Source organism: Methylobacterium sp. E-012 (assembly GCF_057836545.1).
This window is the reverse complement of record NZ_JBYQEY010000001.1, coordinates 4622109-4647785: the sequence shown is the minus strand read 5'-3', so window position 1 is coordinate 4647785 and position 25677 is coordinate 4622109. Positions and strand designations below refer to the sequence as shown.

Annotated in this window: 25 protein-coding genes; 15 read left to right on the top strand and 10 right to left on the bottom strand. The window is 67.4% G+C overall.

Annotation, left to right across the window (positions count from 1 at the left end; translation table 11 throughout):
• Positions 1-67 precede the first annotated feature (67 nt).
• Both AC3IF1_RS22295 and AC3IF1_RS22290 read right to left on the bottom strand, forming a co-directional pair.
• On the bottom strand, positions 68-703 hold the full coding sequence (locus AC3IF1_RS22295; RefSeq protein ID WP_489219391.1) for an MlaC/ttg2D family ABC transporter substrate-binding protein: 636 nt from the start codon (positions 701-703) through the stop codon (positions 68-70).
• Positions 694-1806 carry a flippase-like domain-containing protein gene (locus tag AC3IF1_RS22290; protein ID WP_489219390.1) on the bottom strand — a complete coding sequence of 371 codons (1113 nt, stop codon included), beginning with the start codon at positions 1804-1806 and terminating at the stop codon, positions 694-696. Before AC3IF1_RS22290 ends, AC3IF1_RS22295 begins: the two co-directional genes overlap by 10 nt.
• 209 nt (positions 1807-2015) lie before the next feature.
• Here AC3IF1_RS22290 and AC3IF1_RS22285 point away from each other — a divergent pair, with 209 nt between their 5' ends.
• On the top strand, positions 2016-3191 hold the full coding sequence (locus tag AC3IF1_RS22285; protein WP_243973864.1) for an amidinotransferase: 1176 nt from the start codon (positions 2016-2018) through the stop codon (positions 3189-3191).
• A gap of 446 nt (positions 3192-3637) precedes the next feature.
• Here AC3IF1_RS22285 and AC3IF1_RS22280 read toward each other — a convergent pair whose 3' ends face one another.
• On the bottom strand, positions 3638-4645 hold the full coding sequence (locus tag AC3IF1_RS22280; protein WP_489219389.1) for an alpha/beta fold hydrolase: 1008 nt from the start codon (positions 4643-4645) through the stop codon (positions 3638-3640).
• A gap of 165 nt (positions 4646-4810) precedes the next feature.
• Positions 4811-5608 (bottom strand): FkbM family methyltransferase, encoded by a 798-nt coding sequence (locus tag AC3IF1_RS22275; protein WP_489219388.1) that lies wholly within the window; start codon positions 5606-5608, stop codon positions 4811-4813.
• A gap of 669 nt (positions 5609-6277) precedes the next feature.
• Here AC3IF1_RS22275 and AC3IF1_RS22270 point away from each other — a divergent pair.
• Positions 6278-6748, top strand: coding sequence for a hypothetical protein (locus tag AC3IF1_RS22270; protein ID WP_243968058.1), 471 nt, complete (start codon positions 6278-6280; stop codon positions 6746-6748).
• 68 nt (positions 6749-6816) lie between these two features.
• Positions 6817-7671, top strand: coding sequence for a 3-deoxy-8-phosphooctulonate synthase (kdsA, locus tag AC3IF1_RS22265; RefSeq protein ID WP_489219387.1), 855 nt, complete (start codon positions 6817-6819; stop codon positions 7669-7671).
• Between the two features lie 111 nt (positions 7672-7782).
• Here kdsA and AC3IF1_RS22260 read toward each other — a convergent pair whose 3' ends face one another.
• Positions 7783-8451, bottom strand: coding sequence for a class I SAM-dependent methyltransferase (locus AC3IF1_RS22260; protein ID WP_489219386.1), 669 nt, complete (start codon positions 8449-8451; stop codon positions 7783-7785).
• A 330-nt stretch (positions 8452-8781) separates the two neighbouring features.
• Here AC3IF1_RS22260 and AC3IF1_RS22255 point away from each other — a divergent pair, with 330 nt between their 5' ends.
• Positions 8782-9129 (top strand): hypothetical protein, encoded by a 348-nt coding sequence (locus AC3IF1_RS22255; RefSeq protein WP_489219385.1) that lies wholly within the window; start codon positions 8782-8784, stop codon positions 9127-9129.
• Between the two features lie 112 nt (positions 9130-9241).
• On the opposite strand, the gene queF is transcribed toward AC3IF1_RS22255, so the two are convergent.
• Positions 9242-9694, bottom strand: a complete 453-nt coding sequence (gene queF / locus AC3IF1_RS22250) for a preQ(1) synthase (RefSeq protein ID WP_489219384.1) — start codon at positions 9692-9694, stop codon at positions 9242-9244.
• Between the two features lie 236 nt (positions 9695-9930).
• On the opposite strand from queF, the gene eno reads away from it, so the two are divergent.
• A complete protein-coding gene (eno, locus tag AC3IF1_RS22245) occupies positions 9931-11220 on the top strand; it encodes a phosphopyruvate hydratase (RefSeq protein WP_243968064.1) in 1290 nt (429 codons plus the stop codon).
• 19 nt (positions 11221-11239) lie between these two features.
• On the opposite strand, the gene AC3IF1_RS22240 is transcribed toward eno, so the two are convergent.
• Positions 11240-12418, bottom strand: coding sequence for an adenylate/guanylate cyclase domain-containing protein (locus AC3IF1_RS22240; protein WP_489219383.1), 1179 nt, complete (start codon positions 12416-12418; stop codon positions 11240-11242).
• Between the two features lie 109 nt (positions 12419-12527).
• On the opposite strand from AC3IF1_RS22240, the gene AC3IF1_RS22235 reads away from it, so the two are divergent.
• From AC3IF1_RS22235 to lpdA, 8 genes are all read left to right on the top strand, one after another.
• Positions 12528-12839, top strand: a complete 312-nt coding sequence (locus AC3IF1_RS22235) for an FtsB family cell division protein (protein WP_243968066.1) — start codon at positions 12528-12530, stop codon at positions 12837-12839.
• Positions 12840-12977: 138 nt separating this feature from the next.
• Positions 12978-14051 carry a pyruvate dehydrogenase (acetyl-transferring) E1 component subunit alpha gene (gene pdhA / locus AC3IF1_RS22230; protein ID WP_243968067.1) on the top strand — a complete coding sequence of 358 codons (1074 nt, stop codon included), beginning with the start codon at positions 12978-12980 and terminating at the stop codon, positions 14049-14051.
• Between the two features lie 54 nt (positions 14052-14105).
• A complete protein-coding gene (locus AC3IF1_RS22225; protein ID WP_489219382.1) occupies positions 14106-15548 on the top strand; it encodes a pyruvate dehydrogenase complex E1 component subunit beta in 1443 nt (480 codons plus the stop codon).
• 58 nt (positions 15549-15606) lie between these two features.
• On the top strand, positions 15607-15894 hold the full coding sequence (locus tag AC3IF1_RS22220) for a DUF5076 domain-containing protein (protein WP_489219381.1): 288 nt from the start codon (positions 15607-15609) through the stop codon (positions 15892-15894).
• Between the two features lie 15 nt (positions 15895-15909).
• The gene (locus tag AC3IF1_RS22215) at positions 15910-16503 is read left to right on the top strand and encodes a Uma2 family endonuclease (RefSeq protein WP_489219380.1); all 594 of its coding nucleotides are present in this window, start codon (positions 15910-15912) and stop codon (positions 16501-16503) included.
• Positions 16504-16507: 4 nt separating this feature from the next.
• Complete coding sequence (locus tag AC3IF1_RS22210; protein WP_489219379.1) at positions 16508-17914, top strand: pyruvate dehydrogenase complex dihydrolipoamide acetyltransferase; 1407 nt, start codon at positions 16508-16510, stop codon at positions 17912-17914.
• Between the two features lie 302 nt (positions 17915-18216).
• Positions 18217-18687 carry an endonuclease domain-containing protein gene (locus tag AC3IF1_RS22205; protein ID WP_489219378.1) on the top strand — a complete coding sequence of 157 codons (471 nt, stop codon included), beginning with the start codon at positions 18217-18219 and terminating at the stop codon, positions 18685-18687.
• Positions 18688-20127, top strand: coding sequence for a dihydrolipoyl dehydrogenase (lpdA, locus tag AC3IF1_RS22200; RefSeq protein ID WP_489219377.1), 1440 nt, complete (start codon positions 18688-18690; stop codon positions 20125-20127).
• Positions 20128-20536: 409 nt separating this feature from the next.
• Here lpdA and AC3IF1_RS22195 read toward each other — a convergent pair whose 3' ends face one another.
• Together AC3IF1_RS22195 and AC3IF1_RS22190 are read right to left on the bottom strand one after the other, a co-directional pair.
• Positions 20537-22180: an RNA-directed DNA polymerase gene (locus AC3IF1_RS22195; protein ID WP_489219376.1), complete on the bottom strand. Its 1644-nt coding sequence runs from the start codon at positions 22178-22180 to the stop codon at positions 20537-20539.
• A gap of 402 nt (positions 22181-22582) precedes the next feature.
• Positions 22583-22807: a hypothetical protein gene (locus AC3IF1_RS22190; RefSeq protein ID WP_489219375.1), complete on the bottom strand. Its 225-nt coding sequence runs from the start codon at positions 22805-22807 to the stop codon at positions 22583-22585.
• Between the two features lie 230 nt (positions 22808-23037).
• Here AC3IF1_RS22190 and AC3IF1_RS22185 point away from each other — a divergent pair, with 230 nt between their 5' ends.
• The gene (locus AC3IF1_RS22185; protein ID WP_489219374.1) at positions 23038-24027 is read left to right on the top strand and encodes a threo-3-hydroxy-L-aspartate ammonia-lyase; all 990 of its coding nucleotides are present in this window, start codon (positions 23038-23040) and stop codon (positions 24025-24027) included.
• Positions 24028-24150: 123 nt separating this feature from the next.
• Positions 24151-24528, top strand: a complete 378-nt coding sequence (locus tag AC3IF1_RS22180; RefSeq protein WP_243968079.1) for a HesB/IscA family protein — start codon at positions 24151-24153, stop codon at positions 24526-24528.
• Positions 24529-24549: 21 nt separating this feature from the next.
• Here the strand turns inward: AC3IF1_RS22180 and AC3IF1_RS22175 are convergent, their stop codons facing one another.
• On the bottom strand, positions 24550-25608 hold the full coding sequence (locus tag AC3IF1_RS22175; protein WP_489219373.1) for a GGDEF domain-containing protein: 1059 nt from the start codon (positions 25606-25608) through the stop codon (positions 24550-24552).
• Positions 25609-25677: the final 69 nt, after the last annotated feature.

Below are 25677 nucleotides of genomic sequence, written 5' to 3'. Positions count from 1 at the left end.
AACGGCCGGTTCAGGTCGGCCCAGCCGTCTATGCAGCTTGCGGCCTCGGCAGTCACGGCGTCGGCAATCACGGGGTCGGCTTGGCGGCGAGCATGCCGTCGGCGCGCTGGCGCAGGAACTTCACGGCGCCGTCCGCGCCCCCCGTCTTCAGGGGGCCCGAGAGCGCGGTGCGCTGGGCCGCGATCTCGCTCACGTCGCCGTTGAGCAGGACGTCCTGGATGCGGTTTCCGGCGTTGACGACGAAATCGACCTCGGAATCGTCCCCGTCCGCCGCGGTGACGCGGGTCGCCACGACCCGCTGGGCGCCGCGCTCCTCGACCTTCGGGGTCACGTCGAACTTGCCGCCGGCGGCGCGGGCGAGGCGGTTCGCGTAGGTGACGGTCAGGCTGCGCTTGAACGCGTCGGTGACCGCCGCCTGCTGCTCCGGGGTGAAGCTCGACCATTTCGAGCCGACCGCGACGCGGGCCATGGCGGGGAAGTCGAAAGCCTTGTCCATCGCCGGCCCCACGGCCTCGACCCGCGCGGGCAGGGGTCCGGGGCCGCCCTTCAGGGCGGCGGTGAAGGCGGCGTAGAGGTCGCGCACCGTTTGAACGGCGGGATCGTCCGCGGCCCATGACGGGGCCGGGACGAAGACGAGCACGGCCAGAAGAGCCGCGACGGGGGCGGCGAAGCGGGCGGCGGCGATCCGGCGGGTCAGGCGCACTTCTTCAACTCCTCGCCGTCGCCGAGACGCGTCCCCATGCGGGGCGGAGCGTAGCTGTAGAACGGACCGAGCGTGGCCGGCTGCAGCACCCGCTGGGCCACGCGTCCGGTCTCCGCCTCGGCCTGGGGATCCCCGTCCTCCGGCGCCTCGACGCGCTGCCGGGCCTCGATCCGGTGCCAGAGCAGGAGGCTCGGAAGGCCGACGCCGAGATCGGCGAAGCGCTTGACCAGCGACAGGGCGAGCGCCGCCTCGACGGGGATGTCGAACAGGCCGCACAGGGCGATCAGTCCCCCCTCCTGCGCGCCCAGCGCCCCCGGCACCGCGAAGGCCGCACCGCGCACCGCCTGGGCGAGGCTCTCGATCATCAGCGCCTGCGCGAAGTCGATCGGATAGCCCATGAAGCGCAGGCAGACATAGACCTCCAGGGTCCCGATCACCCAGCCGGCGAAGTGGATCACCAGCGCGGCGGCGAAGCGACCGTGGTTGCCGTAGAGCCGGCGCAGGCTGTCGTAGAGCTGGTCGATCGCGCCGAAGGCGCGCCATTCGCGGCCCGAGGCGAAGCGGCTGAGCAGCCCCTGGATCAGGCGATGGCCGGCCCGGCGCTGGATCAGGTAGAAGGCGCCCAGCGCCGGCACCGCCAGGGCGAGGCCGCCCGCCACCGTCCGGGCGATCGGCCCGTCACCGCAGATCATGACAAGCAGGACGAGGCCGACCACGGTGAACAGGAGCTGGGTCAGCGCCTGCGTCATCAGGTCCACGAACATGCTGGCGCCGGCGAGCGCCCCCGGGACGCCGCGCTTGGACAGGAGGCGCGCCCCGATGAAGTCGCCGCCGACGGTGGCCACGGGCAACAGCGTGTTGATGCCCTCGCGCACGAAGCGCAGCGAGACGCAATCGGCGAGCCGGACGGTGCCCGCCGGGAACACGACGTGCCAGCCGAGGCCCGCCCAGGCGACGGCCACGATGCGGGCCAACACCACCAGGGCGGCCCCCCAGCCGGCGCTCACGACGGCGGCCGACACGTCCTCGAGGCCCGAGGACATGAACAGGCCGACGACCGTGCAGAGACCGGCGATCGAGGCCAAGGTCGTCAGGCGCTTCATGGTCTACTTTCAAGCTCGCAAAAGGCTTGATGCGGGAAATCAGCCACGGTCGCGGCAGAAATAGGTCCGCCAGACCAAGAACGTTTCTGTCACGTTGCAGCACGGATGACCGCTGTCTATCACCCGTTTGACACAGTAGGGGCCAAAGCGGCGCGGGGTCAGAGAGCCTACGCATAAGGCCGCGGCACGTCGCAGAAGGGGCACATGTCATGGAGCGGGAAGCACCGATCACGGCCATGGAGGCCGTGACCGCGGAGACGCATGCCGATGGCCTTCCGGGCAGGACGGGACCGGGCGTGCCGGCTCCGCAATCGCCGGTGATGGCCTGGAACGAGTGGGACCCGCTGGAGGAGGTGATCGTCGGCTCCCTGGACGGCGCTACGATCCCGACCCACCACCTCACGGTGATCTTCAACCTGCCGCGCGCCGCGCAGCCGTTCTACCGGCTGGCGAGCGGCTGGAAGTATCCGAAGTTCATGAAGAAGCTGGCCCAGGCCGAGCTCGACAACTTCATCACGATCCTGGCCGGCGAGGGCGTGAAGGTCCGCCGCCCCGACACGGTGGACTTCTCGAAGAAGTTCAAGGCACCGCGCTGGTCGTCCCGGGGCTTCTGCGTGGCCTGCCCGCGCGACCCGTACCTCGTCATCGGCGACGAGATCATCGAGAGCCCGATGTGCTGGCGTTCGCGCTACTTCGAGGGCGACGCCTACCGCTCGCTGTTCAAGGAGTATTTTCGCAATGGCGCCCGCTGGACCTCCGCGCCGCGGCCGCAGCTGACCGACGACCTCTACAATTACGATTACCGGGTGCCGAACCTGAAGGCCGGCGAGCCCATGCAGTTCACCGTCAACGAGTTCGAGCCGGTCTTCGACGCGGCCGACTTCGTGCGCTGCGGCCGCGACCTGTTCGTGACCCGCTCCAACGTGACCAACCTGATGGGCATCGAGTGGCTGCGCCGTCACCTCGGCCCGGGCTTCCGCATCCACGAGATCGAGAGCCGCTGCCCGCAGCCGATGCACATCGACTCGTCGTTCATGCCGCTGGCCCCCGGCAAGGTGCTGGTGAACCCGGACTACGTCGACGTCGAGAAGCTGCCGGCCGTGCTCAAGACATGGGACGTGCTGATCGCGCCCCGCCCCGACCCAGTCGAGGGTTTCATGAGCAAAATCTCGATGTGCTCGCCCTGGACCTCGATCAACGTCCTGGCGATCACCGAGAAGAAGATCGTCGTCGACCAGAGCCAGCCGACGCTGATCAAGGCGCTCAAGGACTGGGGCTTCGACCCGATCCCGGCGCCGTTCCTGAGCTACGGCCCGTTCGGCGGCTCGTTCCACTGCGCGACCCTCGACGTCCGCCGCCGCGGCGTTCTGAAGTCGTACTTCTAGCCGTACCGCCCCGCCGCAGCGTCCGGATTTGCAAATCGGGTTTTGTATCGCTCCGGCTGGACTTCAGACCCCGCTCCAGAGATGACACGCGCCCTCCCTCCCCCCTTTGCGGGGGAGGGAGACGCGATTGTGTCCGGCCGCTGCCCTCTATCGTCGATGATGTGTGCATCCGGTAGCCCGCAGGGGAGAGGGACGCGGCGCGGTCCACGACAGCACTTGTACCTCAAACCTGTGTGGCCCTTAGCCCTTGCGCGGAGGAATTGGAGCTGGGGGTGGCGCCGGCTGGAGCGGTGCGAGGCCGCCTGCACCACCCCTGACCCCTCACCGCAATCCCGGGCAAGCCCGGGATCGCCAGGGCAGGGGAATAGCGCCACATTCTCAGAGGGCTAAGCCCGGGACAGTGCCGTGTACATTTGGCAGCCGCCGCCGGGAGGGGCGGCCCCGGCTCACCGCCCCGCGATGCCTTCGATCAGCGCCCGGTTGAAGCCTTCGGGGTCGGACATCTGCGGCGCATGGCCGAGATCGGGAAACTCCACGAGGCGCGCCCCCGGGATCGCCCGGGCGGCCGCCTTGCCGAGTTCGGGATAATGGCCGAGCTGCGCCCGCACCTCCGGCGGCGCGAGATCCTTGCCGATGGCCGTGTTGTCCTTCTGGCCGATCATCAGCAGGGTCGGCACCGCGATCTGCGGGAACCGATACACCACCGGCTCGGTGACGATCATGTCGTAGAGCAGCGCCGAATCCCAGGCGACCGCCTCCTTGCCGGGACCGGCATTGAGGCCGGCCAGCATCGTCACCCAGGGCTCGTAGCGGGCGTGCCATCGTCCGGCATAGTAGGTCGCGGTCTCGTAGGCGCGGATCGACTCGGCGCTGGTCTTCAGCTCGCGTTGGTACCAGCGCTCCAGGGAGATCGGCGGGAGCCCCTTGGCGCTCCAATCCTCCAGGCCGACCGGGTTGACCAGGACGAGCTGGGCCACCTCCTTCGGATAGAGCAGGGCGTAGTGCGCGGCGAGCATGCCGCCCGTCGAGTGGCCGACCAGGATCGGGTGCTCGATCCCCAGCGACGCCAGCAGCGCGTGCGTGTTCTCGGCGAGCTGGCGGAAGGTGAACTGATACGCCGCCGGCTTGCTCGATTTGCAGAAGCCGATTTGGTCCGGGGCGATCACCCGGTAGCCGGCCGCGCTCAGTGCCCGGATCTGGCTCTCCCACGTGGCGGCGCAGAAATTCTTGCCGTGGAGCAGCACCGCGGTCTGGCCGTTCGCCGTTTCGGCCGGCACGTCGAGATAGCCCATCTGGAGCGGCTGGCGCTGGGATGCGAACGGGTAGCGCCGCACGGGCCAGGGATAGTCGAAGCCTTCGAGTTCCGGGCCGTAGGCCGGGGCGGCGACGGGAGCCGCCGCCCCGGCAAGAACCGTCGGCACGAGGACGATAGCGGCGAGAAGGGGTCGGAGCATGGGCGGCCTCGGAGCCTGTGTGCGGGCGGCGCGGGACGCCGCGCAGCCGGCACAGATCGGGCATCCGAACGGACCTGTCTACGCATCGAGCCCGGAGCCGTCACCGCTCCGGCTCGATCGCGCCGGCCGCCGGGAGGGGGACCGCGCCGTCCCCGCCGTTCCAACTCACGCCGAGGCCGGCCGCGACGCCTCGGCCCTATCGCCCTTGATGTACCAGTCTTCGGAGATCGAGAACGTCTTGAATCTATGCTCGTACCCGTTGCGCACCATCAGGGCGCCGAGCTCTTCACGCTGCTGCGCGTCACCGCTCGCGATGCTCACCATCGTGACGGCGCACTCGGAGAAATCGAAGTGATTCAGGACGTCGAGGGTGTCGTCCTCGGCGCTGATGCACATGTAATCGATCGTGGCCGGCGCCTCCGCCGCTTGCAGGAAGCTGCGAAGCGTGACGGTCTCGACCTCGTGCCGGCGACCGCCACGCCGCGTGCCAGTCGGGACACCGGCTCCCGGTGATCCGGCGGCGGATTGCTCCTCCGAACTGTCCGGGTCGTTGAACAGCATCTTCAAGCCATTGTCCGTGTAGACGAACTTGTTCGCGACGTAGCAATTCCGTCTGCTACGCAGCTGGTCGTACCGACTACGCGCCGGTTCCGCGATCGCGCCCTGCCAGCCATAGAGCGTCTCCAGCAGCAGCGTGGTGCTGCCGGCCGGACCACCCGTGGCACCGAACTCGACGAAATAGCCGTTCCGCTTCTCGCCGAGTTCGAACAGCACCCAGAGATCCTGCAGCAGCGGGGCGCTCGAAAGCGCCGCTCTGCGGGCCGCGAACATCAGGAACTCGATCGGTTCGGCCTGAGCCTCATGGCCTCGACCGATGAAATTTCTGATCTCCGAAATCGATTCTTCGAGTGTATCTCTCACTCCTAGAACCGATCTGAAGATGACCCTGAGTTCATTTTCCACGACCTGACTCCCCCTTGCGATGTTCTGCGGTCACCGCGCGCCGGACCCCGTGTGGCCGGTCCCTCGAGACGCGGTTGTTTCTATCCTGAGCGGTGCCACCCAAGAGCGCTCGTCGACGCCAGTGCGGGCCGTCTCTTCTGCGCAACGACGGCCCGGGCTTGCCAGGACGCCCCCGCACTGGGGGGCCGGATCCGCCGTCGGGAATCGGCCGCCGCGGGGTGACCCGGGAACCTTTTCGGCCGACGATCATAGATCGGCGCGTCCTTCTGCTTCCCGGCCCGCACGGTCTCATGCCCGTGGATGTGGGCGGGAGGTCGAGCGACGGGATGCGCGCCAGCCTGGGCCATTCAGTGCTCAATCGATCGTGATCCCTTCGACCATCATCCCTTCGGCCATCGGCTGGAGTTATCGTTTCACTTCAGCGGCTACACGCGAAACACCACCCGCCCCAATGATCCACCAAAACCGTTTACTTTCCTTTTTTCATCCTGTTTTCCTCAGCATCTGAGGCTATCAATGCCTTTCACCGAGCGTAATGCGAGTAAAGTTTAAATCAATTCATACTATAAATGACATTTTTATCAATAGATTTCTCCGACCGAGCGGCGATCTGTGATCGACCTCTTGCAGAGGATTAGGAGCGAGTCAATGATGCAGCGGATCGAGTCAATGTTAACTTTGACAATCCTGGCCGGTCTTGCAGCCGGTCCGGTCCACGCCGCCGATGCGTGCGACGCGCTCACGGCCCGAGTGATCCGCGATACCGGCGCCTCGCTCGCCGGCCGGGCCGGCCCCTACGCGGTGTTCCGGGCCGAGGATGCCGAGCGGATGAGCCTCGATTGCCGGGCGCCGGCGCGGATCACCGTCGCCTCGCGCGACCGGGAGCCGCCACGGGCCTACTTCATCCTGGTCGGCCGCGCGGCCCGTGCCCTCGCCGGGGCGGATGCCGCCGCGGCCGAGGTGCTGACGCTCAACCTCCATCAGGCCAGCTTGCTCGCGCAGGCCCCCCGCCGCGGCAGCTCCGGCCCGGCCTTGATGCTGTGCGAGACCGGCTCGCGGACCGACGCGCTCCGGGACGATCTCACGGTCTGTCGGGTCGCGCCCCGCACCAAGCTCGCGCGGACCCGCCGCGCGGGCTAGGGCGATGGCCCGAGATCGGGATCGGGCCCCGATTGCAAGGCGGTCTGGAACGGCGCTAGACCGGCCGCATGTCGAATCCCGAAACATCCGGCCCCGTGGTCCAGGTCGGCGGCGCGCGCTTCGCCAACCACCTGCCGCTCACGCTGATCGCCGGCCCATGCCAGCTCGAGGGTCGCGGCCACGCCCTGGAGATCGCCTCAGCGCTCAAGGCGATGGCGGCGGATCTCGGGATCGGGCTCGTCTTCAAGACCTCCTTCGACAAGGCCAACCGCACCTCGGGCAGCGCCGCCCGGGGCGTCGGCCTTGACGAGGCGCTGCCGGTCTTCGCGGAGATCCGCGAGAGCCTCGGCCTGCCGGTGCTGACCGACGTGCACGCCGCCGAGCAATGTGCCCGGGTCGCCGAAGCGGTGGACGTGCTCCAGATCCCGGCCTTCCTGTGCCGCCAGACCGACCTGCTCCTGGCCGCCGCCGCGACGGGGCGGGCGGTCAACATCAAGAAGGGCCAGTTCCTGGCGCCCTGGGACATGAAGCACGTGGCCGCCAAGGTGATCGAGGCCGGCAATCCCAACGTCATCGTCACCGAACGGGGCGCCTCGTTCGGCTACAACACCCTGGTCTCGGACATGCGCAGCCTACCGATCATGGCGCAGGTGACGGGCGGCGCGCCGGTCGTGTTCGACGCGACCCATTCGGTTCAGCAGCCCGGCGGCCAGGGCGCCAGTTCGGGCGGCCAGCGGGAATTCGTCGCCGTGCTGGCCCGGGCCGCGGTGGCGGTGGGCGTGGCCGGCGTGTTCATCGAGACCCATCCCGATCCCGACCGGGCGCCCTCCGACGGCCCGAACATGGTGGCGCTGAAGGACCTGCCGGCTCTGCTCGACCAGCTCATCGCCTTCGATCGGCTCGCTAAGAGCCGCGCCGCCTGAAACGGGGTATCCAAAGGGCGTGCCCTTTGGTGGGTCGTCAGGGCAAAGCCCTGACCGATTCCAAGGATCCGCCCTGGACCCGCGAAAGGGCGCGCCCTTTCGAAACCCGGATCAGGCGTGCGTCAGAACGTGGATCCGGAGGGGCTGGACGAGGTCGTAGCCCCCGTCCGCCACCCGCTCGGCCGCCCGATCGAACGCCGCCTCCACGATCGGCCGCTGCGCTGCGATCACCGCCGCACGAGCGGGATCCACCGCGCAGACCCGGGCCAGGAAGGCGTCGAGGGAGGCGAAGCGCTCCCGCCGTTCGATCGTGACCTCGCGGCGGCATGCCAGGGTGCCCCGGGCCAGGGCGGCCGCGATGGCCTCCTGCGCGGCCGCCCGGACCGCGGTCTCGTCCTCGATGGGCCGGAGGGCGTCGAAGAAGCTCCCCGCCGCCAGGGGCTCCACCACGACGAGGCGGCCGCCCGGCGCGAGCACGCGTGCGGCCTCGACGAGGGCAGCCGCGGGGTCGGGCACGTGATGCAGGGCGTTGAGCAGGACGGCGCCGTCGAAGCTGGCATCTGGGAAGGGCAGGGCCTCCCCCGTCGCGGCTTCGAACCGTGCAGCCGGCACCGCGGCCCGGGCCGCGGCGAGCGCCGCCGCGCCGGGATCGATGCCGGTCACCGCCGCGCCGTCTTCCGTCAGCCGCTTCGCGAGGGTCCCTCCGCCGCATCCAATATCGAGGATCCGCTTGTCGGGGAGCGGCGCGAAGGTCTCGCGGATCAGGGTCAGGGCATCCATCGAGCGCTCCTCCACCGAAACCCTCTTACGGCCAGCGCGGTCCGAAGGCGATGTGCGTCGGCCGGACCCGCCGACCGACCCCGCACCGGATCAGGCGATGCCGGACCGGACCGGCAACCCTGGTTTGGAAACTCTTCGCAAGGTTTCGGCCCCCGCGCCGGTCGAGGCGGCGGGGCTGCGGTGGCAGCCCCGTGGGGCGTTAAGCATGAACCGGCATTCAGAAAACCGCCTGTGTGCGGATCCGCACGTCAAGACATGCGAGAACTTGGAACTGACGCGGGGTGGCTACGTTATTGGGGCATGTTCGATCGAGGATCGAGAAGGAACATTATGCGCAAGATCGGTATCATCGCCACCGCCGCCGCCCTGGCTCTCGGCAGCGTCGCCGCCACCACGGGCGCTGAGGCGCGTCCCTACGGCTTCCACGGCGGATACGGCGGGTACGGCCACGGCTACTACCGCGGCGGCCGTCGCGGCATCGGCACCGGCGCCGCCATCGGTCTCGGCATCGCCGGCCTTGCCGCCGGTGCGATCGCCGCCGGCGCGGCCCGCGATTCCTACTACGGCGGCGGTTACGGCTACGCCCCGGTCTATGGCGGCTACGCCGCTCCGGCCTACGGTTACGGCGCGCCGGCCTACGCGGCACCGGGCTACGGCTACTACGGCTACGGCTACTGACATCAGCGATCCTGACGGGATCGAGGGGCGACCGGCGCGAGCCGGTCGCCCTTTTTCGTTTGTTCGCCCGATGCGGGAGCCGGCGGCAGCGAAGTCTCTCGCCGATCCCCCGTCAGCGACCCCGATAGGGCGGCACCCCGGGATCGGGCAGCCAGACCGTCTTGGGCGGTTCGCCCGTCTGCCAGAACACGTCGATCGGAATGCCCCCGCGCGGATACCAGTATCCACCGATCCGCAGGTAGCGGGGCTCCAGGAGGTCGCGGAGCCGCTTGCCGATGGCCACCGTGCAATCCTCGTGGAACGCGCCGTGGTTGCGGAACGACCCGAGATAGAGCTTGAGCGATTTCGACTCCACCAGCCAGTCGCCAGGCACGTAGTCGATCACCAGGATGGCGAAGTCGGGCTGGCCGGTGACCGGGCAGATCGAGGTGAATTCGGGGGCGGTGAAGCGGGCGAGATAGTCGGTATCCGCGTGGGGGTTCGGGACCCGGTCGAGGCGTGCCGCGTCCGGGGATGTCGGAAGCGGCGCCGGCTGGCCGAGCTGTAGAGTCTCAGGTGTCGTCATGGGGCGCGTATAGAACGCCGCGGCGCCCCGCGCATCCCTCGCCGCCGCGGCGATTGCTCCGGGGCGCCGAACGGATGGCGGCCGCAGCGCCGCGTTCGCACCGGAATGGGCCGACTCAAAGGCCGACCGCCGACCGGCGCTTGCCGCCGAACGCGGCTTGACGGATAAGCCGCCGCGATGCGCCGCAGCCCCACTTTGCGCGCGCGCCGACCCGCGGCCCCGCAAGAGGACGTTCCATGACCGCGATCACCAATATCAGCGCCCGCGAGATCCTCGACAGCCGCGGCAATCCGACGGTCGAGGTCGACGTCATCCTGGAGGACGGGTCCTTCGGCCGCGCCGCCGTGCCGTCCGGGGCCTCCACGGGCGCCCACGAGGCGGTGGAGCTGCGCGACGGCGACATGAACCGCTTCCTCGGCAAGGGCGTGCTGAAGGCGGTCGAGGCGGCGCAGACGGAGATCCTCGACGCGGTCGGCGGCATGGAGGCCGAGGACCAGGTCGCGGTCGACGAGGCGATGATCGAGCTCGACGGCACCCCCAACAAGGCGCGGCTCGGCGCCAACGCCATCCTGGGCGTGTCGCTGGCGGTGGCGAAGGCCGCGGCCGAGGCCTCGGGCCTGCCGCTCTACCGCTACGTCGGCGGTGTCCAGGGCCGGGTGCTGCCGGTGCCGATGATGAACATCATCAACGGCGGCGCGCATGCCGACAACCCGATCGACTTCCAGGAATTCATGATCCTGCCGGTGGGGGCGGACTCGATCGCCGAGGCCGTGCGGATGGGCTCGGAGGTGTTCCACACCCTCAAGGGCAAGCTGAAGAAGGCCGGCCACAACACCAATGTCGGCGACGAGGGCGGCTTCGCCCCGAACCTGCCCTCGGCCGAGGCGGCCCTCGACTTCGTGATGGACGCGATCAGCGCTGCCGGGTTCAAGCCGGGCCAGGACATCGCCCTGGCGCTGGACTGCGCCGCCACCGAGTTCTTCAAGGACGGTGCTTACACCTACGTGGGCGAGGGCACGACCCGCGCCATCGAGGCGCAGGTCGACTACCTCGCCCAGCTCGTCGCCACCTACCCGATCGTCTCCATTGAGGACGGCATGTCGGAGGACGACTGGGCCGGCTGGAAGCTCCTGACCGAGAAGATCGGCGATCGCTGCCAGCTCGTGGGCGACGACCTGTTTGTCACCAATGTCGAGCGCCTGTCCCGGGGCATCGCGGAGGGCACCGCCAACTCGATCCTGATCAAGGTTAACCAGATCGGCTCGCTCACCGAGACCCTGGCGGCCGTCGATATGGCCCAGCGCGCCGGCTACACCGCGGTGATGTCGCACCGCTCCGGCGAGACCGAGGATTCGACCATCGCGGACCTCGCGGTCGCCACCAATTGCGGGCAGATCAAGACCGGCTCGCTCGCCCGCTCGGACAGACTGGCCAAGTACAACCAGCTGATCCGGATCGAGGAGGGCCTCGGCCCGCAGGCGCTCTATGCCGGCGCGGCGGCGCTGAAGCAGCTCGCGCGCCGCTGATCCTGCGGGGCGCCCGGCCTCAATCCGGGAGCGTCCAGACCCGCTGGGGCCGCGACAGGCCGCGCAGCTCGATCGTCCCCACCGGCTGGAGCGGCCGGGCGCAGCGCTGGGCGAAGGACTCCGACACGAGGAGCGCGTGGCCGAGCGCCGCGCACTGGCTCTCGATCCGGCTCGCCTCGTTGACCGCCCGCCCGATGATGGTGAAGTCGAGCCGGCGCTCGGTCCCGACATTGCCGTAGATCACCGTCCCGAAATGCACGACGCATTCGGCGGCGAGTTCCGGCAGCCCCGCGGCGCGGCGGCGGGTGTTGAGCGCCGCGTTGGCGGCGAGCGCGTCGGTCGCGGCCTCGAGGGCGGCGCCGCAGACCGGGCAGGGGAGGGTGCCGGCGTCCGGGACCGGAAAGATCGCCAGGAACCCGTCGCCGAGGAATTTCAGGATCTCGCCGCCGTGTCGCTCCACCGGATCGCCGAGGGCGTCGAAATGCTCGTTGAGCCACGTCACCATGTCGGCGGGATCGGCCCGGTCGGACAGGGCCGTGAAACCGCGCAGGTCGGTGAGCAGGATGGCGGCCGGCACGGCGCGGCCCTCGCCCCGCCGGATCTGACCGTCGAGGACCCGTTCGGCGGTGGAGCGACCGAGATAGGTGGCCGACACCTCCCGCAGGGTGTGTGCCAGGCCGATCTTGGCGATCGCCAGCGTCAGGAACGGCAGGACGCCACTGATGGTGGACAGGTCCGCATCCGTGAAGCCGGCGGGCCGGCGGGTACAGAACGAAATCGCGATTCCCCGCAACGCGGTTCCGGGGGCGAACTCGACGATGTGGAGGGCGTAGTCGACCCCGCCCTGTGACCCGAGGTCCCGCAGGACCGGAAAATCGAGTTCGCGTTCGGGGGCGTCGAGCCGCCAGCGGCCGAACGTCTCGCCCTTCTCTACCAGCGCGTAGACGGGACTGAGCAGCCAGTCGCTCTCCTCGTCGGCGCCGTGCGGACTGGCCACGAAGGACATCCCCTCGCCGGCATGCCAGTTCAGGCTGACGCCGCGCAGCGTCGGGTCGAGGGCCGGGGCCATCACGCTGACGCGCCAGAGGGGGATGCCGGCGCCGGCCAGCGCCTCGCAGAACCGAACCAGCAGGCCGTCGTGGTCGTCGGTCGCCGTGGCGTGTTCGGCGAGCCAGCGGCGCAGATCCGTCATGTCCATGCGTTCGGCTCGCCCTTCGCTCCCACCTGCCGCACCGCGCCCCGGTTCATAGCCGGCCACGACACGCGGGCGAGACGTTCCCTTAACCTTTCCGCCCGAGGATCGCGCCATGGTCGTCCGCCGCCGAGTCAGAATGGTCGTGTTGCCGCTGGGTCTCTGGACCCTGTCGGCGCTCGTGGTCGGCTATTTCGTGTGGCAGGCCGAGAGCGGCAACCGCGGCCTGGAGGCCAAGAAGGCCCTCAAGATCCGGGCCTACGGCCTCAATCAGGACCTAGCGGCCGTGAGGGCCGAGCGCGCCACCTGGGAGCGCCGGGTCGCCCTCCTTAAGAGCGACCAGATCGACCGCGACCTCCTGGAGGAGCGCGCGCGGATCGTCCTCGGCCGGGTCCACGCCAACGACGTGGTCGTCATCACGCCCTGATCGGCCGGCCCGCCGCCTGCGCGGGCCGCGAAACCCCTCTGACAAGAGAGGCTTCCTGTCAGAGCGGCAGCCCTCGCTTTCCATCCGACGCTGTCCTACACCCCCACGCAGTCGCGTGGAATCACGGGGAGAGCGCCGATGGACGCCGCCAAGGAGCCTGCCAGGGACGCTTCGTCCGCGCACCCGCAGGCCGCGAGCCCGCAGGCCGCCGAGGCGCACAAGCCGGCGCCGAACATGCCGCAATTCAGCCGGGAGGATGACCTCCACGCCTATCACGAGATGCTGCTGATCCGGCGCTTCGAGGAGAAGGCCGGCCAGCTCTACGGCATGGGCCTGATCGGCGGCTTCTGCCACCTGTATATCGGCCAGGAAGCCGTGGTGATCGGCATGCAGATGGCCTCGGTCGACGGCGACCAGGTCATCACCGGCTACCGCGACCACGGCCACATGCTCGCCTGCGGCATGGACCCGAAGGGCGTCATGGCCGAGCTGACCGGGCGCCGGGGCGGCTACAGCCGCGGCAAGGGCGGCTCGATGCACATGTTCAGCCGCGAGAAGCAGTTCTTCGGCGGCCACGGCATCGTCGGCGCGCAGGTCTCGCTCGGCACCGGCCTCGCCTTCGCGGACCATTACCGGGAGAACGGCAAGGTCAGCTTGACCTATATGGGCGACGGCGCCGCCAACCAGGGGCAGGTCTACGAGAGCTTCAACATGGCGGCCCTCTGGAAGCTGCCGGTCGTCTACGTGATCGAGAACAACCGCTACGCCATGGGCACCTCGGTGGCCCGGGCCTCGGCGCAGACCGACTTCTCGAAGCGCGGCCTCTCCTTCGGCATCCCGGGCGAGCAGGTCGACGGCATGGACGTGCGCACCGTCCGCGAGGCCGCCACCCGGGCGATCGAGCACGCCCGCACCGGCCAGGGCCCGTACATCCTGGAAATGCAGACCTACCGCTACCGCGGCCATTCCATGTCCGACCCGGCCAAGTACCGGACCAAGGACGAGGTCTCGAAGATGCGCGACGAGCACGACCCGATCGAGATGGTGCGCAAGCGCCTGCTCGAACTGCACGGGGTGCCGGAGGCGGATCTCAAGGCGACGGACGCGAAGGTGCGCGAGGTCGTCAACGCCTCGGCCGAGTTCGCCACCAACGACCCCGAGCCGGATCCCTCCGAGCTTTGGACCGATATTTTGTTGGATGCGCACGCCTAGCGCATTCCCGGACCACTGGCCGCCCCGACCAAATAAACGATCGCAGAGCTGAGCATGGCGACCGACATCCTGATGCCCGCCCTCTCGCCCACCATGGAGGAGGGCAAGCTCGCCAAGTGGCTGAAGAAGGAGGGCGATCCGATCAAGTCCGGCGACGTGCTCGCCGAGATCGAGACCGACAAGGCCACCATGGAGGTCGAGGCGATCGACGAGGGCGTGCTCGCCAAGATCCTGATCGCGGAGGGCACCGAGGGCGTGGCGGTGAACACGCCGATCGCCGTGATCGCCGGCGAGGGCGAGGATCCGGCGAGCGTCCAGTCGGGCGGCGGCGCCAAGCCCAACGGCGCCGGCGGCCATCCGGCGCCGACCCCCGACATGCAGGCCGAGGGCATGGCCGACAAGGCCGCGCCCGCCGCCAAGACCGGCGACGACGCCCCGAGGGCGCCCGCGGCCCCGGCCGTCATCACCACCAAGGCTCAGGAGCCGGTGATGGCGGAGTTCCCGGCCGACACGCCGATGGTCACCCAGACCGTCCGCGAGGCCCTGCGCGACGCCATGGCCGAGGAGATGCGCCGGGACGGCGACGTCTTCGTGATGGGCGAGGAGGTCGCCGAGTACCAGGGCGCCTACAAGGTCACCCAGAACCTGCTGCAGGAATTCGGGCCGAAGCGCGTGGTCGACACCCCGATCACCGAGCACGGCTTTGCCGGCATCGGCGTCGGCGCGGCTTTGTCCGGCCTGAAGCCAATCGTCGAGTTCATGACCTTCAACTTCGCCATGCAGGCGATCGACCACATCATCAACTCGGCGGCCAAGACCCTCTACATGTCCGGCGGTCAGCTCGGCTGCCCGATCGTGTTCCGCGGCCCCAACGGTGCCGCCGCCCGGGTCGGCGCCCAGCACAGCCACGACTATTCCGCCTGGTACTCCAACGTGCCGGGCCTCAAGGTGATCGCCCCGTACACGGCCTCCGACGCCAAGGGCCTGCTCAAGGCCGCGATCCGCGACCCGAACCCGGTGATCTTCCTCGAGAACGAGATCCTGTACGGGCAGAGCTTCCCGGTGCCGCAGCTCGACGACTTCGTGCTGCCGATCGGCAAGGCCAAGGTCCACCGCACCGGCAGCGACGTGACCATCGTGTCCTTCGCCATCGGCATGACCTACGCCCTCAAGGCCGCGCAGGCGCTGGCCGAGCAGGGGATCGAGGCCGAGGTGATCGACCTGCGCACGATCCGCCCGATGGACACCGACACGGTGGTGGAATCGGTCAAGAAGACCGGCCGCTGCATCACCGTGGAGGAGGGTTTCCCGCAATCCGGCATCGGCGCCGAGATCGTGGCCCGCCTGATGGTCGACGCGTTCGACTACCTGGACGCCCCGGTCCTGCGCATCACCGGCAAGGACGTGCCGATGCCCTACGCGGCCAACCTCGAGAAGCTGGCGCTGCCCAACGTGGCGGAGGTCGTCGCGGCAGCCAAGAGCGTCTGCTACAAGTGACCGGCGCGCGGGCGCCGGTCGCCCGCCCCGGCCCGGATCGAGGAACAGCCGGCGCGCCATGAGCCAGGATTCCAGCACCACCTTCGCCGAACTCGCCATCCCGCCCGACGCCCGGGAACAGGGCGGCATCGAGGTGCTGCGCGCGGCCGTGGTGGACGGTGCGGTCAGCGTGGCGCTGCGCCGCTCCTTCGACGATCCCGCGACCTGGGGCCGGCTCCTGGCCGACCTCGCCCGGCAGGCCGCCCGCGCCTACGCGCTGGAGACCGACATGTCCGAGGAGGAGGCGGTCGAGCGCATCCGCGCCGGGTGGGAGGCCGAGGGGCTCGACCCCGGCGGCCTCAACTAGCGATGGCACAGGCCCATGGCTGAGGCAGCGATCCGGCAGGCGACCTACGCGGATCTGGAGGCGGTCCCGGAGCATCTCGTCGCCGAGATCATCGACGGGGTGCTGGAGACGCATCCGCGGCCAAGGCCGCGGCACGGCATCGCCGCGGCGCGCCTGTCGGGAGAGCTGGATCGGCCGTTCGCGCGCGGCCGTGGCGGTCCCGGCGGCTGGATCTTCATGATCGAGCCGGAACTTCACCTCGGATCCCAGGTGGTCGTGCCCGATCTCGCCGGCTGGCGTCGCGCGCGGATGCCGACCGAACCCGAGGAGGCCTTCATCACGACCCCGCCCGACTGGGTCTGCGAGATCCTCTCGCCGTCCACGACCCGCCTCGACCGGGGTCCGAAGCGCCGCATCTATGCCGAGTCCGGGATCGGCCATCTCTGGCTGCTCGACCCGGCGGTGGGCGTGCTCGAAGGCTTCGCCCTCGCGGACGGGCGCTGGGTGCTCCTCGCCACGATTCAGCGCGGCGAGATCGTGGCGCTGCCGCCCTTCGACGCCGTGCCGTTCCCCCTCGACGACCTCTTTCCCTTCGACGATCCGGCCGCCCCGGCCTTGCCCGAGACCTGATGCCATGCCGATCAACGTGCTGATGCCCGCCCTCTCGCCGACCATGGAGAAGGGCAACCTCGCCAAGTGGCTGAAGAAGGAGGGCGATCCGATCAAGTCCGGCGACGTGCTCGCCGAGATCGAGACCGACAAGGCCACCATGGAGGTCGAGGCGATCGACGAGGGCGTGCTCGCCAAGATCCTCGTGCCCGAGGGTACCGCGGACGTGCCGGTCAACGACCTGATCGCCATCATCGCGGGCGAGGGCGAGGACGTGTCGGCGGCAGCCGCCGGCGGTGCGCCGAAGGCGGCCCCCAACGGGGCGGCGCCGGCCGAATCCAAGGCCAAGCCGTCACCGGCCGACCAGAACACCACGCCCGGCGGCGGTCACATGTCCTACGAGCGGGTGAACGAAGCGCCGGAGGGCGCGCAGCCCGGCGGCACTTCGGAGCAGAGCGCCGGCGGCCGGGTCTTCGCCTCGCCACTCGCGCGCCGGATCGCCAAGCAGGAGGGCGTCGAACTCGGCGCCGTCCAGGGCAGCGGCCCGCACGGCCGCATCATCGCCCGCGACGTGCAGGCCGCCAAGGCCTCCGGCGCGACCAAGGCGCCCGCGCCCCAGGCCGCCGCCGAGGCGCCGAAGGCGGCCGCGCCCGCCCCGAAACCCGCCCCCGCGGGCGGCGCGCCGGCCGGTCTCACGGTCGATCAGGTCCGGGGCTTCTTCGCCAAGGATTCCTACGAGGAAGTCCCCCTCGACGGCATGCGCAAGACCATCGCCAAGCGTCTGACCGAGGCGATGCAGGTGGCGCCGCACTTCTACCTGACGGTGGATTGCGAACTCGACGCGCTGATGAAGCTGCGCGAGACGCTGAACGGCTCCGCGGGCAAGGACAAGGACGGCAAGCCGGCCTTCAAGCTCTCGGTGAACGACTTCGTCATCAAGGCGATGGGCCTGGCGCTCACCCGCGTGCCCGCCGCCAACGCGGTCTGGGCCGAGGACCGGATCCTGCGCTTCAAGCAGGCCGAGGTCGGCGTCGCGGTGGCGATCGACGGCGGGCTGTTCACCCCGGTGATCCGGCGGGCGAACGAGAAGACGCTGTCGACCATCTCCAACGAGATGAAGGACTTCGCCGCCCGCGCCCGCGCCAAGAAGCTGAAGCCCGAGGAATACCAGGGCGGCGTCACCTCGGTGTCGAACCTCGGCATGTTCGGGATCAAGCACTTCACCGCGGTGATCAACCCGCCGCAATCGAGCATCCTGGCGGTGGGTGCCGGCGAGAAGCGCGTCGTCGTGAAGGACGGGGCGCCGGCGGTGGTCCAGGTGATGACCGCCACCCTGTCCTGCGACCACCGGGTGCTCGACGGGGCGCTGGGCGCGGAGCTGGTCTCGGCCTTCAAGGGGCTGATCGAGAACCCGATGGGCATGCTGGTGTGAGGTGAGGGCACGCTCCTCTCCCCTGTGGGGAGGAGCGTTTTCCCTCCCCCTTGCGGGGAGGGGCAGGGGTGGGGGTGGCGCAGGATGAGGCGGTGCGGTGCCTTCTGCACCACCCCCACCTCCGGCTCCTCCCCGCAGGGGGGAGGAGAGCGCCCCTCGGCTAGGGATGCGTGAAGACAGTCGTCGCTTGGGAGAAGCATAAGGGGGTGGGGTTGGTTCAAGATGAGGCTCACGGCGCCGTTTGCATCGGCTGCAAGCCTTGTCCAACCGGCAGCACACTCGTGGGTTTGGAACATCCTGCCATGCCGTGGAACGAGCCTCCGAAGACGTTCATCACAGCGCGCGCACAAACGAACGCCAAGACGCTTCGTCGGACACTGACGGAGGCGGAGAAGCGCCTCTGGTGGCACCTGCGCCACCGCCTTCCGGTGGACGGCTCGCACTTCCGCAGACAGGTCGCCCTCGGTCCTTATGTGGCGGATTTCTGCTGCTTGTTGGCCCGCCTCATCGTTGAGGTCGACGGCGAGCAGCACGGCTTCGAGGCCGGCACAGCCTACGATGGCCGCCGGAATACCTATCTCCAGTCCGAAGGCTTCCGCATCCTGCGCTTTTCGAACCGCATGGTCCTGCGGGAGATCGACACCGTCCTCGACACGATTCACGCGGCCCTGGCCGCACCCGATGCGCCCCGTCCGGTTTCGACCGGCCAAGCGGGACCACCCCCACCCCCTGCCCCCTCCCCGCAAGGGGGAGGGGAGTTCGCGGAGAGGTAAATGTCCGACACCTACGACGTCCTCATCATCGGCGCCGGCCCCGGCGGCTACGTCACGGCGATCCGCGCGGCGCAGCTCGGCTTCAAGACCGCCGTGGTCGACCGCGAGCATCTCGGCGGCATCTGCCTGAACTGGGGCTGCATCCCCACCAAGGCGCTGCTCCGCTCGGCCGAGATCTACCATTACTTCCAGCACGCCGGCGATTACGGCCTGACCGTGGAGAAGGTCGGGTTCGACACCGCCGCGATCGTGAAGCGCTCCCGCGGGGTCTCGGGCCGGCTCAACGGCGGCGTCGGCATGCTGCTCAAGAAGAACAAGGTCGACGTGATCTGGGGCGAGGCCGCAATCGACAGCGTCGCGAAGGGCAACCAGCCCGGCCAGGTCACCGTGACGGAGAGCAAGCGCGCCGAGCCGCCGAAGGGCGCGAAGGGCGCCGGCACCTACGGCGCCAAGCACATCATCGTGGCGACCGGCGCCCGCCCCCGCGCCATCCCCGGGATCGAGCCCGACAAGAAACTGATCTGGACCTACTACGAGGCCATGGTCCCCGAGACGATGCCCAAGAGCCTGCTGGTGATGGGCTCGGGGGCGATCGGGATCGAGTTCGCCTCGTTCTACCGCACCATGGGCGCCGAGGTGACCGTGGTCGAGCTGCTGCCGCAGATCCTGCCGGTGGAGGATGCCGAGATCGCAGGCCTCGCCCGCAAGCGCTTCGAGAAGCAGGGCATCAAGATCCTCACCGGCGCCAAGGTCACGAAGGTCGAGAAGGGCGCGGATTCGGTCACGGCGACGATCGAGGGCGGCGACGGCAAGACTCAGCAGATTACCGCCGAGAAGTTGATCTCGGCGGTGGGCGTCGTCGGCAACATCGAGAAGATCGGCCTGGAAAAGCTCGGGGTTAAGATCGACCGCGGAATCGTGGTGACGGACGGGCTCGGACGCACCAACGTGCCCGGCCTCTACGCGATCGGCGACGTCGCCGGCCCGCCGATGCTCGCCCACAAGGCCGAGCACGAGGGCGTCCTCTGCATCGAGACCATCCAGGGCCTGCACACCCACCCGATGGACAAGGCCAAGATCCCGGGCTGCACCTATTGCCAGCCGCAGATCGCCAGCGTCGGGCTGACCGAGGCCAAGGCCAAGGAGCAGGGCTTTGCCGTGAAGGTCGGCCGCTTCCCCTTCGCGGGCAACGGCAAGGCGATCGCGCTCGGCGAGCCGGACGGGCTGATCAAGACCGTGTTCGACGCCAAGACCGGCCAGCTGCTCGGCGCCCACATGGTCGGCGCCGAGGTGACCGAGCTGATCCAGGGCTACGTGGTGGCGATGAACCTGGAGAGCACCGAGGAGGAGCTGATGCACACGGTGTTCCCGCACCCGACGCTCAGCGAGATGATGCACGAGAGCGTGCTGGATGCGTATGGGAAGGTGATCCATACGTAGTCCGAAAACTCCTGATTTAACAGAGCCTTAGGACACTAGGCCGGCCGTATGTCGGCTGTCAAATCGATGCCCCGGAACCCTCGTTTGGGGATGATTCCGGGGCATTTTTTGTGCGGATTGTGACAGAAACTGTGACAGCCTGGACCAAAGCCAAAGCCTAATTCGACGTTCACGCGACGATGGGGTGACCCCGGGACGGACTGTAGCCGCCAGCATCAACCAGTAATCCAAGACTGTGCAATGAGTCCATAGGGGATCGTGACTGGATACTTCGAAGGATCACCACGAACTAATCGGGTATCGTGGCTGTCTGACGTAGAGCTTCTGTTTCTTCCTAGCCGTTGCCATGCTTTCTCATACACCATACGTCGATGATGCGATCCACGTGCCCACCAAACTCAAAAAATTCTCAACGTCGGTCAAAGCCGTCTGTGATAAATCGGTTCAATAATCCTTGTGCACCCCAAGAAGCTCGCGCATTCCTCTTTCCAACCGCGCCCCAATACATTGTAGAAAAATATATCGCGGATTTGATGTACTCGCTCACGGTAGGGTAGACATTTATTAGACTTCGGCGGCGAGCGAAGTCTCCGAACTTTCCTACAAAAATAGCAGCTACGGCTCTAAGGCCTTCATGGCGATTTGCGTCCACCAGAATGGTATAAGCAACCCGTATTGCATCAGGCTCCACGTCAAAACTTTGTAAAAGCGCCGCGAGAATCCATATGCATTGCCAATCACTGTAGCTGTCGTCATCGAGCTCTTTTGAAAGGAAATTGATAACATCCCGTCTTTCAATAAAGTTAGCGAGATAGGACGCATATATCTGTGTCATGGATGGCTTGTCGTCAAAAAATATCATGACATGATTGATGGCGTAATCGGATTTAACTCTTTGAAAGATAGGAATACAGAATCTTTCAATGCTTTCTTCGTGCCCCGGATAAGAAGATGTAGAGTCAAATAGTATCTCTGTAACACGTAGTTCTATATCCGCAGGAACTTCATCGTCATCTTCATCCTCTTCATCCCCGAACTTGTCATCGTCCTCCCAATCCATCTGAAAGCCATAATCATCAGAGAACTCTTCATCCTCAATCTGAGCTGAGATTTCTCTGATAGCCTCGTCAAACAGTTTCTCTAAATCGGGCTCTTCGGTGACCAGGAGATTTTTGGGTAGGATGTACGTCTTTGATTCATTAAGTATTAGATCATAGCTTCTAAGTTCGGATATTAGATATTGAAATACTTCATGCGCCTCTTTATAGCTTCGGACGAACACATATACATCGTCCACGTACCTAGCAGAAGGAACGCCGCATTCGGCCAAAAATCGGTCGATTGGCATCATGTAAAAATTTCCAAGCAAGTCTGATGTATACAGCCCCTGCAATATTCCACGAGAACTTCTATCGCCGGTAAAACCAATCAAGACGTTTTCTAGTCTTCCGGTCAGCGCAGAACCATAGCCGGCATCAGACAATATGTTGACGAGGGTGTGCTGATTTATTGATCCAAAATAGTTCGCAACATCTATTTTCAGCACATACGATATTTCATTGCTCCCGGCATATGTCGCGAGCGCCCGTTGTAAGCTGTTCCAGCAGTTCCTCGTCGGGAGGAACATAGACTCAGTGCCTTCGGCATCTAACACATGGCTGAAAGACCGCGCCCTGTCTAGATTCCTATCAACTACAGACGAAGCCTGATCGCCTAAAGCTTGATAAAGAACGCGATCCTGAGGAAGAAGTATGCTACCAGGCCGAGTAAAGTTCGGCCCGAGTCTCTTTGAATGTGATATCCGAACCCTGTTCGACTTAGGGACATCAATCGTTAGGGGAGTTCCGATGCTGAATGTTCCAGCCTTAAGTTCTCTCTTTATGTATTCAATAACACTATCGCGGGCGCGCGAATAAATGAAGCGGAAGTGAAGGGCATAAATGAAATCTGATTTCGAATCGTTCAATATACGCTTAACCGCCAGATCCCAATCTATATTTTTGACAATCGCTGGATCTAGACCAAACGCGCTACTTGAACGTGACGGCGCCATAGCCTGTTTAACTCTCAGATCATTAATCTTACTAAGGTAAACCCTAGTGATACAGCAGATTGAGATAATTAGCTTTCTGGAACAGCAACTCGTTTGAAGTGCCGTCAGCCTTTTTGAGGCAGCATAGAGCGCGGGTCAGGAGCCTCACGAAACAGGCTTTCCGCCAATGGCTATCTACGGTTAAGCGGCGTTCGAGAGCATCATCTCAGAGTTTAGCCATTCGGCAATAGGGGTTGGAATCCTCAGGTTGCAATGTGCGCCGATTTCCCAAAATCACCGGTTACGAAGCCCGAGGGATAAGCCGAATTTGAAGATGTTATCCGGCTTACCGAATTGGGCCATGCCTCATCCTGACACCCGTCGGCAGTCCAGCTTGTCAAGTCGGACGCCTACCTGAGATCGTTACCCCCGCCCCCCCTCCACCGGCTCCGCCTCCTCAAGCACCGGCACATACGCGCACCACTCACAGATCCCCCGCTCGGCCCCCCGCTTGGCATTCCGCTGCGAGCAGAGCGGACACACCAGGAGGATCAGCCGCGCGCCGGAGCGCAGGGCCAGCCCGCGGCCGCGGAACGTGACCTCGGTGGCGCCGTCCCCCGCGGGGCGCTCCCGGATCCAGGCGCTCACGACGCGCCGCCCCCGGCCGGCCGGTCACCCGACCCCGCGCGCCAAAAAAAATTCGATCCCATCCGCATGGCGAAGCCGCCCCCCAGCGGTGCTGCCCAGTCGATCACACCGGGATAAGCGGTCAGCCGGCGAATGGCTCCGCTTCCGGCCTTGCATCGGACCGGGATGCGCACGCGGACGAACGCCCGTATGACTCGCCATCACACGGAGCGGGAGCGAGGCGGGATCCGATGCAGGACGAGCGAGCCGGGGCGGACGGCCTGCCCACCTACGCCGACGTGGCGCGCGCCGCCGAGCGCATCGCCGGGGCGGCACACCGCACGCCGGTGCTGACCTCCCGCACCGCGGACGCGATGACCGGCGCGAAGCTGTTCTTCAAGGCCGAGAATCTGCAGCGGGCCGGGGCCTTCAAGTTCCGCGGGGCCTACAACGCGATCAGCGCCCTGCCGGAGGCGGTCCGCGCCCGCGGCGTGCTGTCCTTCTCCTCGGGCAACCACGCCCAGGCCATCGCCCTGGCCAGCCGGCTCCTCGGCATCCCCGCCACGATCATCATGCCGGCGGACGCCCCCGCGGCGAAGATCGCGGCCACCCGCGGCTACGGCGCCGAGGTCGTCCTCTACGACCGCTACAGCCAGGACCGGGAGGCGCTCGGCCGGGAGATCGCGGGGCCGCGGGGCCTGACCGTCATCCCGCCCTTCAACCATCCGGACGTCATCGCCGGGCAGGGGACCCTGGCGCAGGAGCTGATCGAGACGGTGGGGCCGCTCGACGTGCTGGTGGCCTGCCTCGGCGGCGGCGGCCAGCTCGCGGGCTGCGCGCTGGCCGCGGCGGAACTGTCGCCGGGCTGCCGGGTGATCGGCGTCGAGCCCGAAGCCGGCAATGACGGGCAGCGCTCGTTCCACGCGGGCCGGGTGGTGACGATCCCGGTGCCCCGGACCATCGCCGACGGGGCGCAATCGACGGCGCTGGGCGACCTGACCTTCGCGATCATCCGCGCCCGGGTCGCCGAGATCGTGACCGTCTCCGACGCGCAGCTCGTGGAGACGATGCGGTTCTTCGCCGGCCGCATGAAGCTCGTGGTCGAGCCGACCGGCTGCCTCGCGGCGGCGGCGGTGCTGCAGGGGCTCGTGGATGTCCCGGACAAGCGCGTCGGCGTGGTGATCAGCGGCGGCAACGTCGATCTGGCAACCTTCGCGCGTCTGACCGGCGAAGCGGCCTGACCGCGCCGAATGCCCGGCAGGTGTGACCCGGCGGCGGTGGACCGACCGCAGACGGATGCTTATCTTGTCCCTGTCAGAATGCGCGCTCCCGGGCCTTGAACCCGGATGGGCGGGAGGGTGACGATGTCCGTTGGTTTCAAGGTTCTCTCGCTGACCGATCGCGCCGCCGATCGGATCAAGGCGATCATGGCGGAGGCCGACCGGCCGATCGCCGGACTCCGGGTCGGGGTCCGCAACGGCGGCTGCGCCGGGATGTCCTACACGATGGAATATGCCGAGGCGGTCAAGCCCGGCGAGGACGTGGTCGAGGATCGCGGCGTCCGGGTGTTCGTCGATCCGAAGGCGGTGCTGTTCCTGCTCGGCACCGAGATGGATTTCACCACCAGCAAGCTCGCGTCCCAGTTCGTGTTCAACAACCCGAACCAGACCTCGGCCTGCGGCTGCGGCGAGTCCGTGGCGATCACCCCGGTCTCGGCCGACCGGCTGCCCGCCCCGGTCTGAGCGGGCCGGAGCGGCCGCGCGTCAGGCGACCTGCGACAACGCCTCGGCGGTGTCGTCCACGGCGCGGTTGCGGCCGCCGCGCTTGGCGACGAACATGCACAGGTCGGCCCGCTCCAGCAGCGCGGCCGGCGTGTCGCCCTGGCGCAGAACCGCGACGCCCAGCGAGACCGTGATCTTGCCCAGCGACTCGCCCGTGGAGCGCTTGACCAGCTCGCGCCCCATCACGCTGGCCCGGACCGTCTCGGCCACCTGCCGGGCCAGGACGCGGTCCGCCTCGGGCAGGATGATCCCGAACTCCTCGCCGCCAAACCGGGCGAGCTGCGCCTGCCGGCCGGCATTCTCGCGCATCACGATCGCCACGAGCCGCAGCACCTGATCGCCCGTCAGGTGGCCGTACAGGTCGTTGAAGCGCTTGAAGAAGTCGATGTCGAGGATGATCAGGCTCATCGTGCCGGCGCGCAGCCGGGCGGCCTCGACGGCCGCCTTCAGGCTCTCCTCGAAATGCTTGCGGTTCGAGAGGCCGGTCAGCGTGTCGGTGAGGCTCTCGAGCCGGGTCGCCTCGAGCTTCTCGCGGAGGGTCTCGATCTCGCTGCGGGTCTCGCGCAGACGCGCCTCGAGGACCCGGTTGTTGACCGCGACCTCGCGGGTGGTGGAGACCAGCGTCGCGACGATCTCGCCGAGCCCCGCGCCATTGGGCAAGCCGTCCGCGAGATCCTGGGCGAGTCCGCGCAGGGATTCGCCGTACTGCGTCGTGGAGCCGAGCGACAGGTCGAGGATCTCGGTGACCGCCGCGATCTCGCCCAGGACCACGCGGCTGATGTCGCCGGTGGCGTTCTCCAGGCCGTGCCGGTTCAGGTAGGTCTCGTGGAGGTCATCGATATCGGCCTCGGTGAGCGCCCCCTTTTCGGTGGTGAGGCGCTTCACCGCGTCGCCGAGCAGCGGCAGTTCCGCCGACACATAGGCGTACCAGACGGCATAGGCGCGCGGGGTCGCCGAGGGGCCGTAATCGCGAATCAGGTCGTGGGTCCGCTTCGCCAGCGCGAAGCTGCGATCCCGATCCGAATGGCTCTCATGGCTCATGCCCGTCCCGCCGCCCTCGGCCTACCGACGCTTCGTCGCATAGTGGCCCGAAGACCAGACTACGACTGC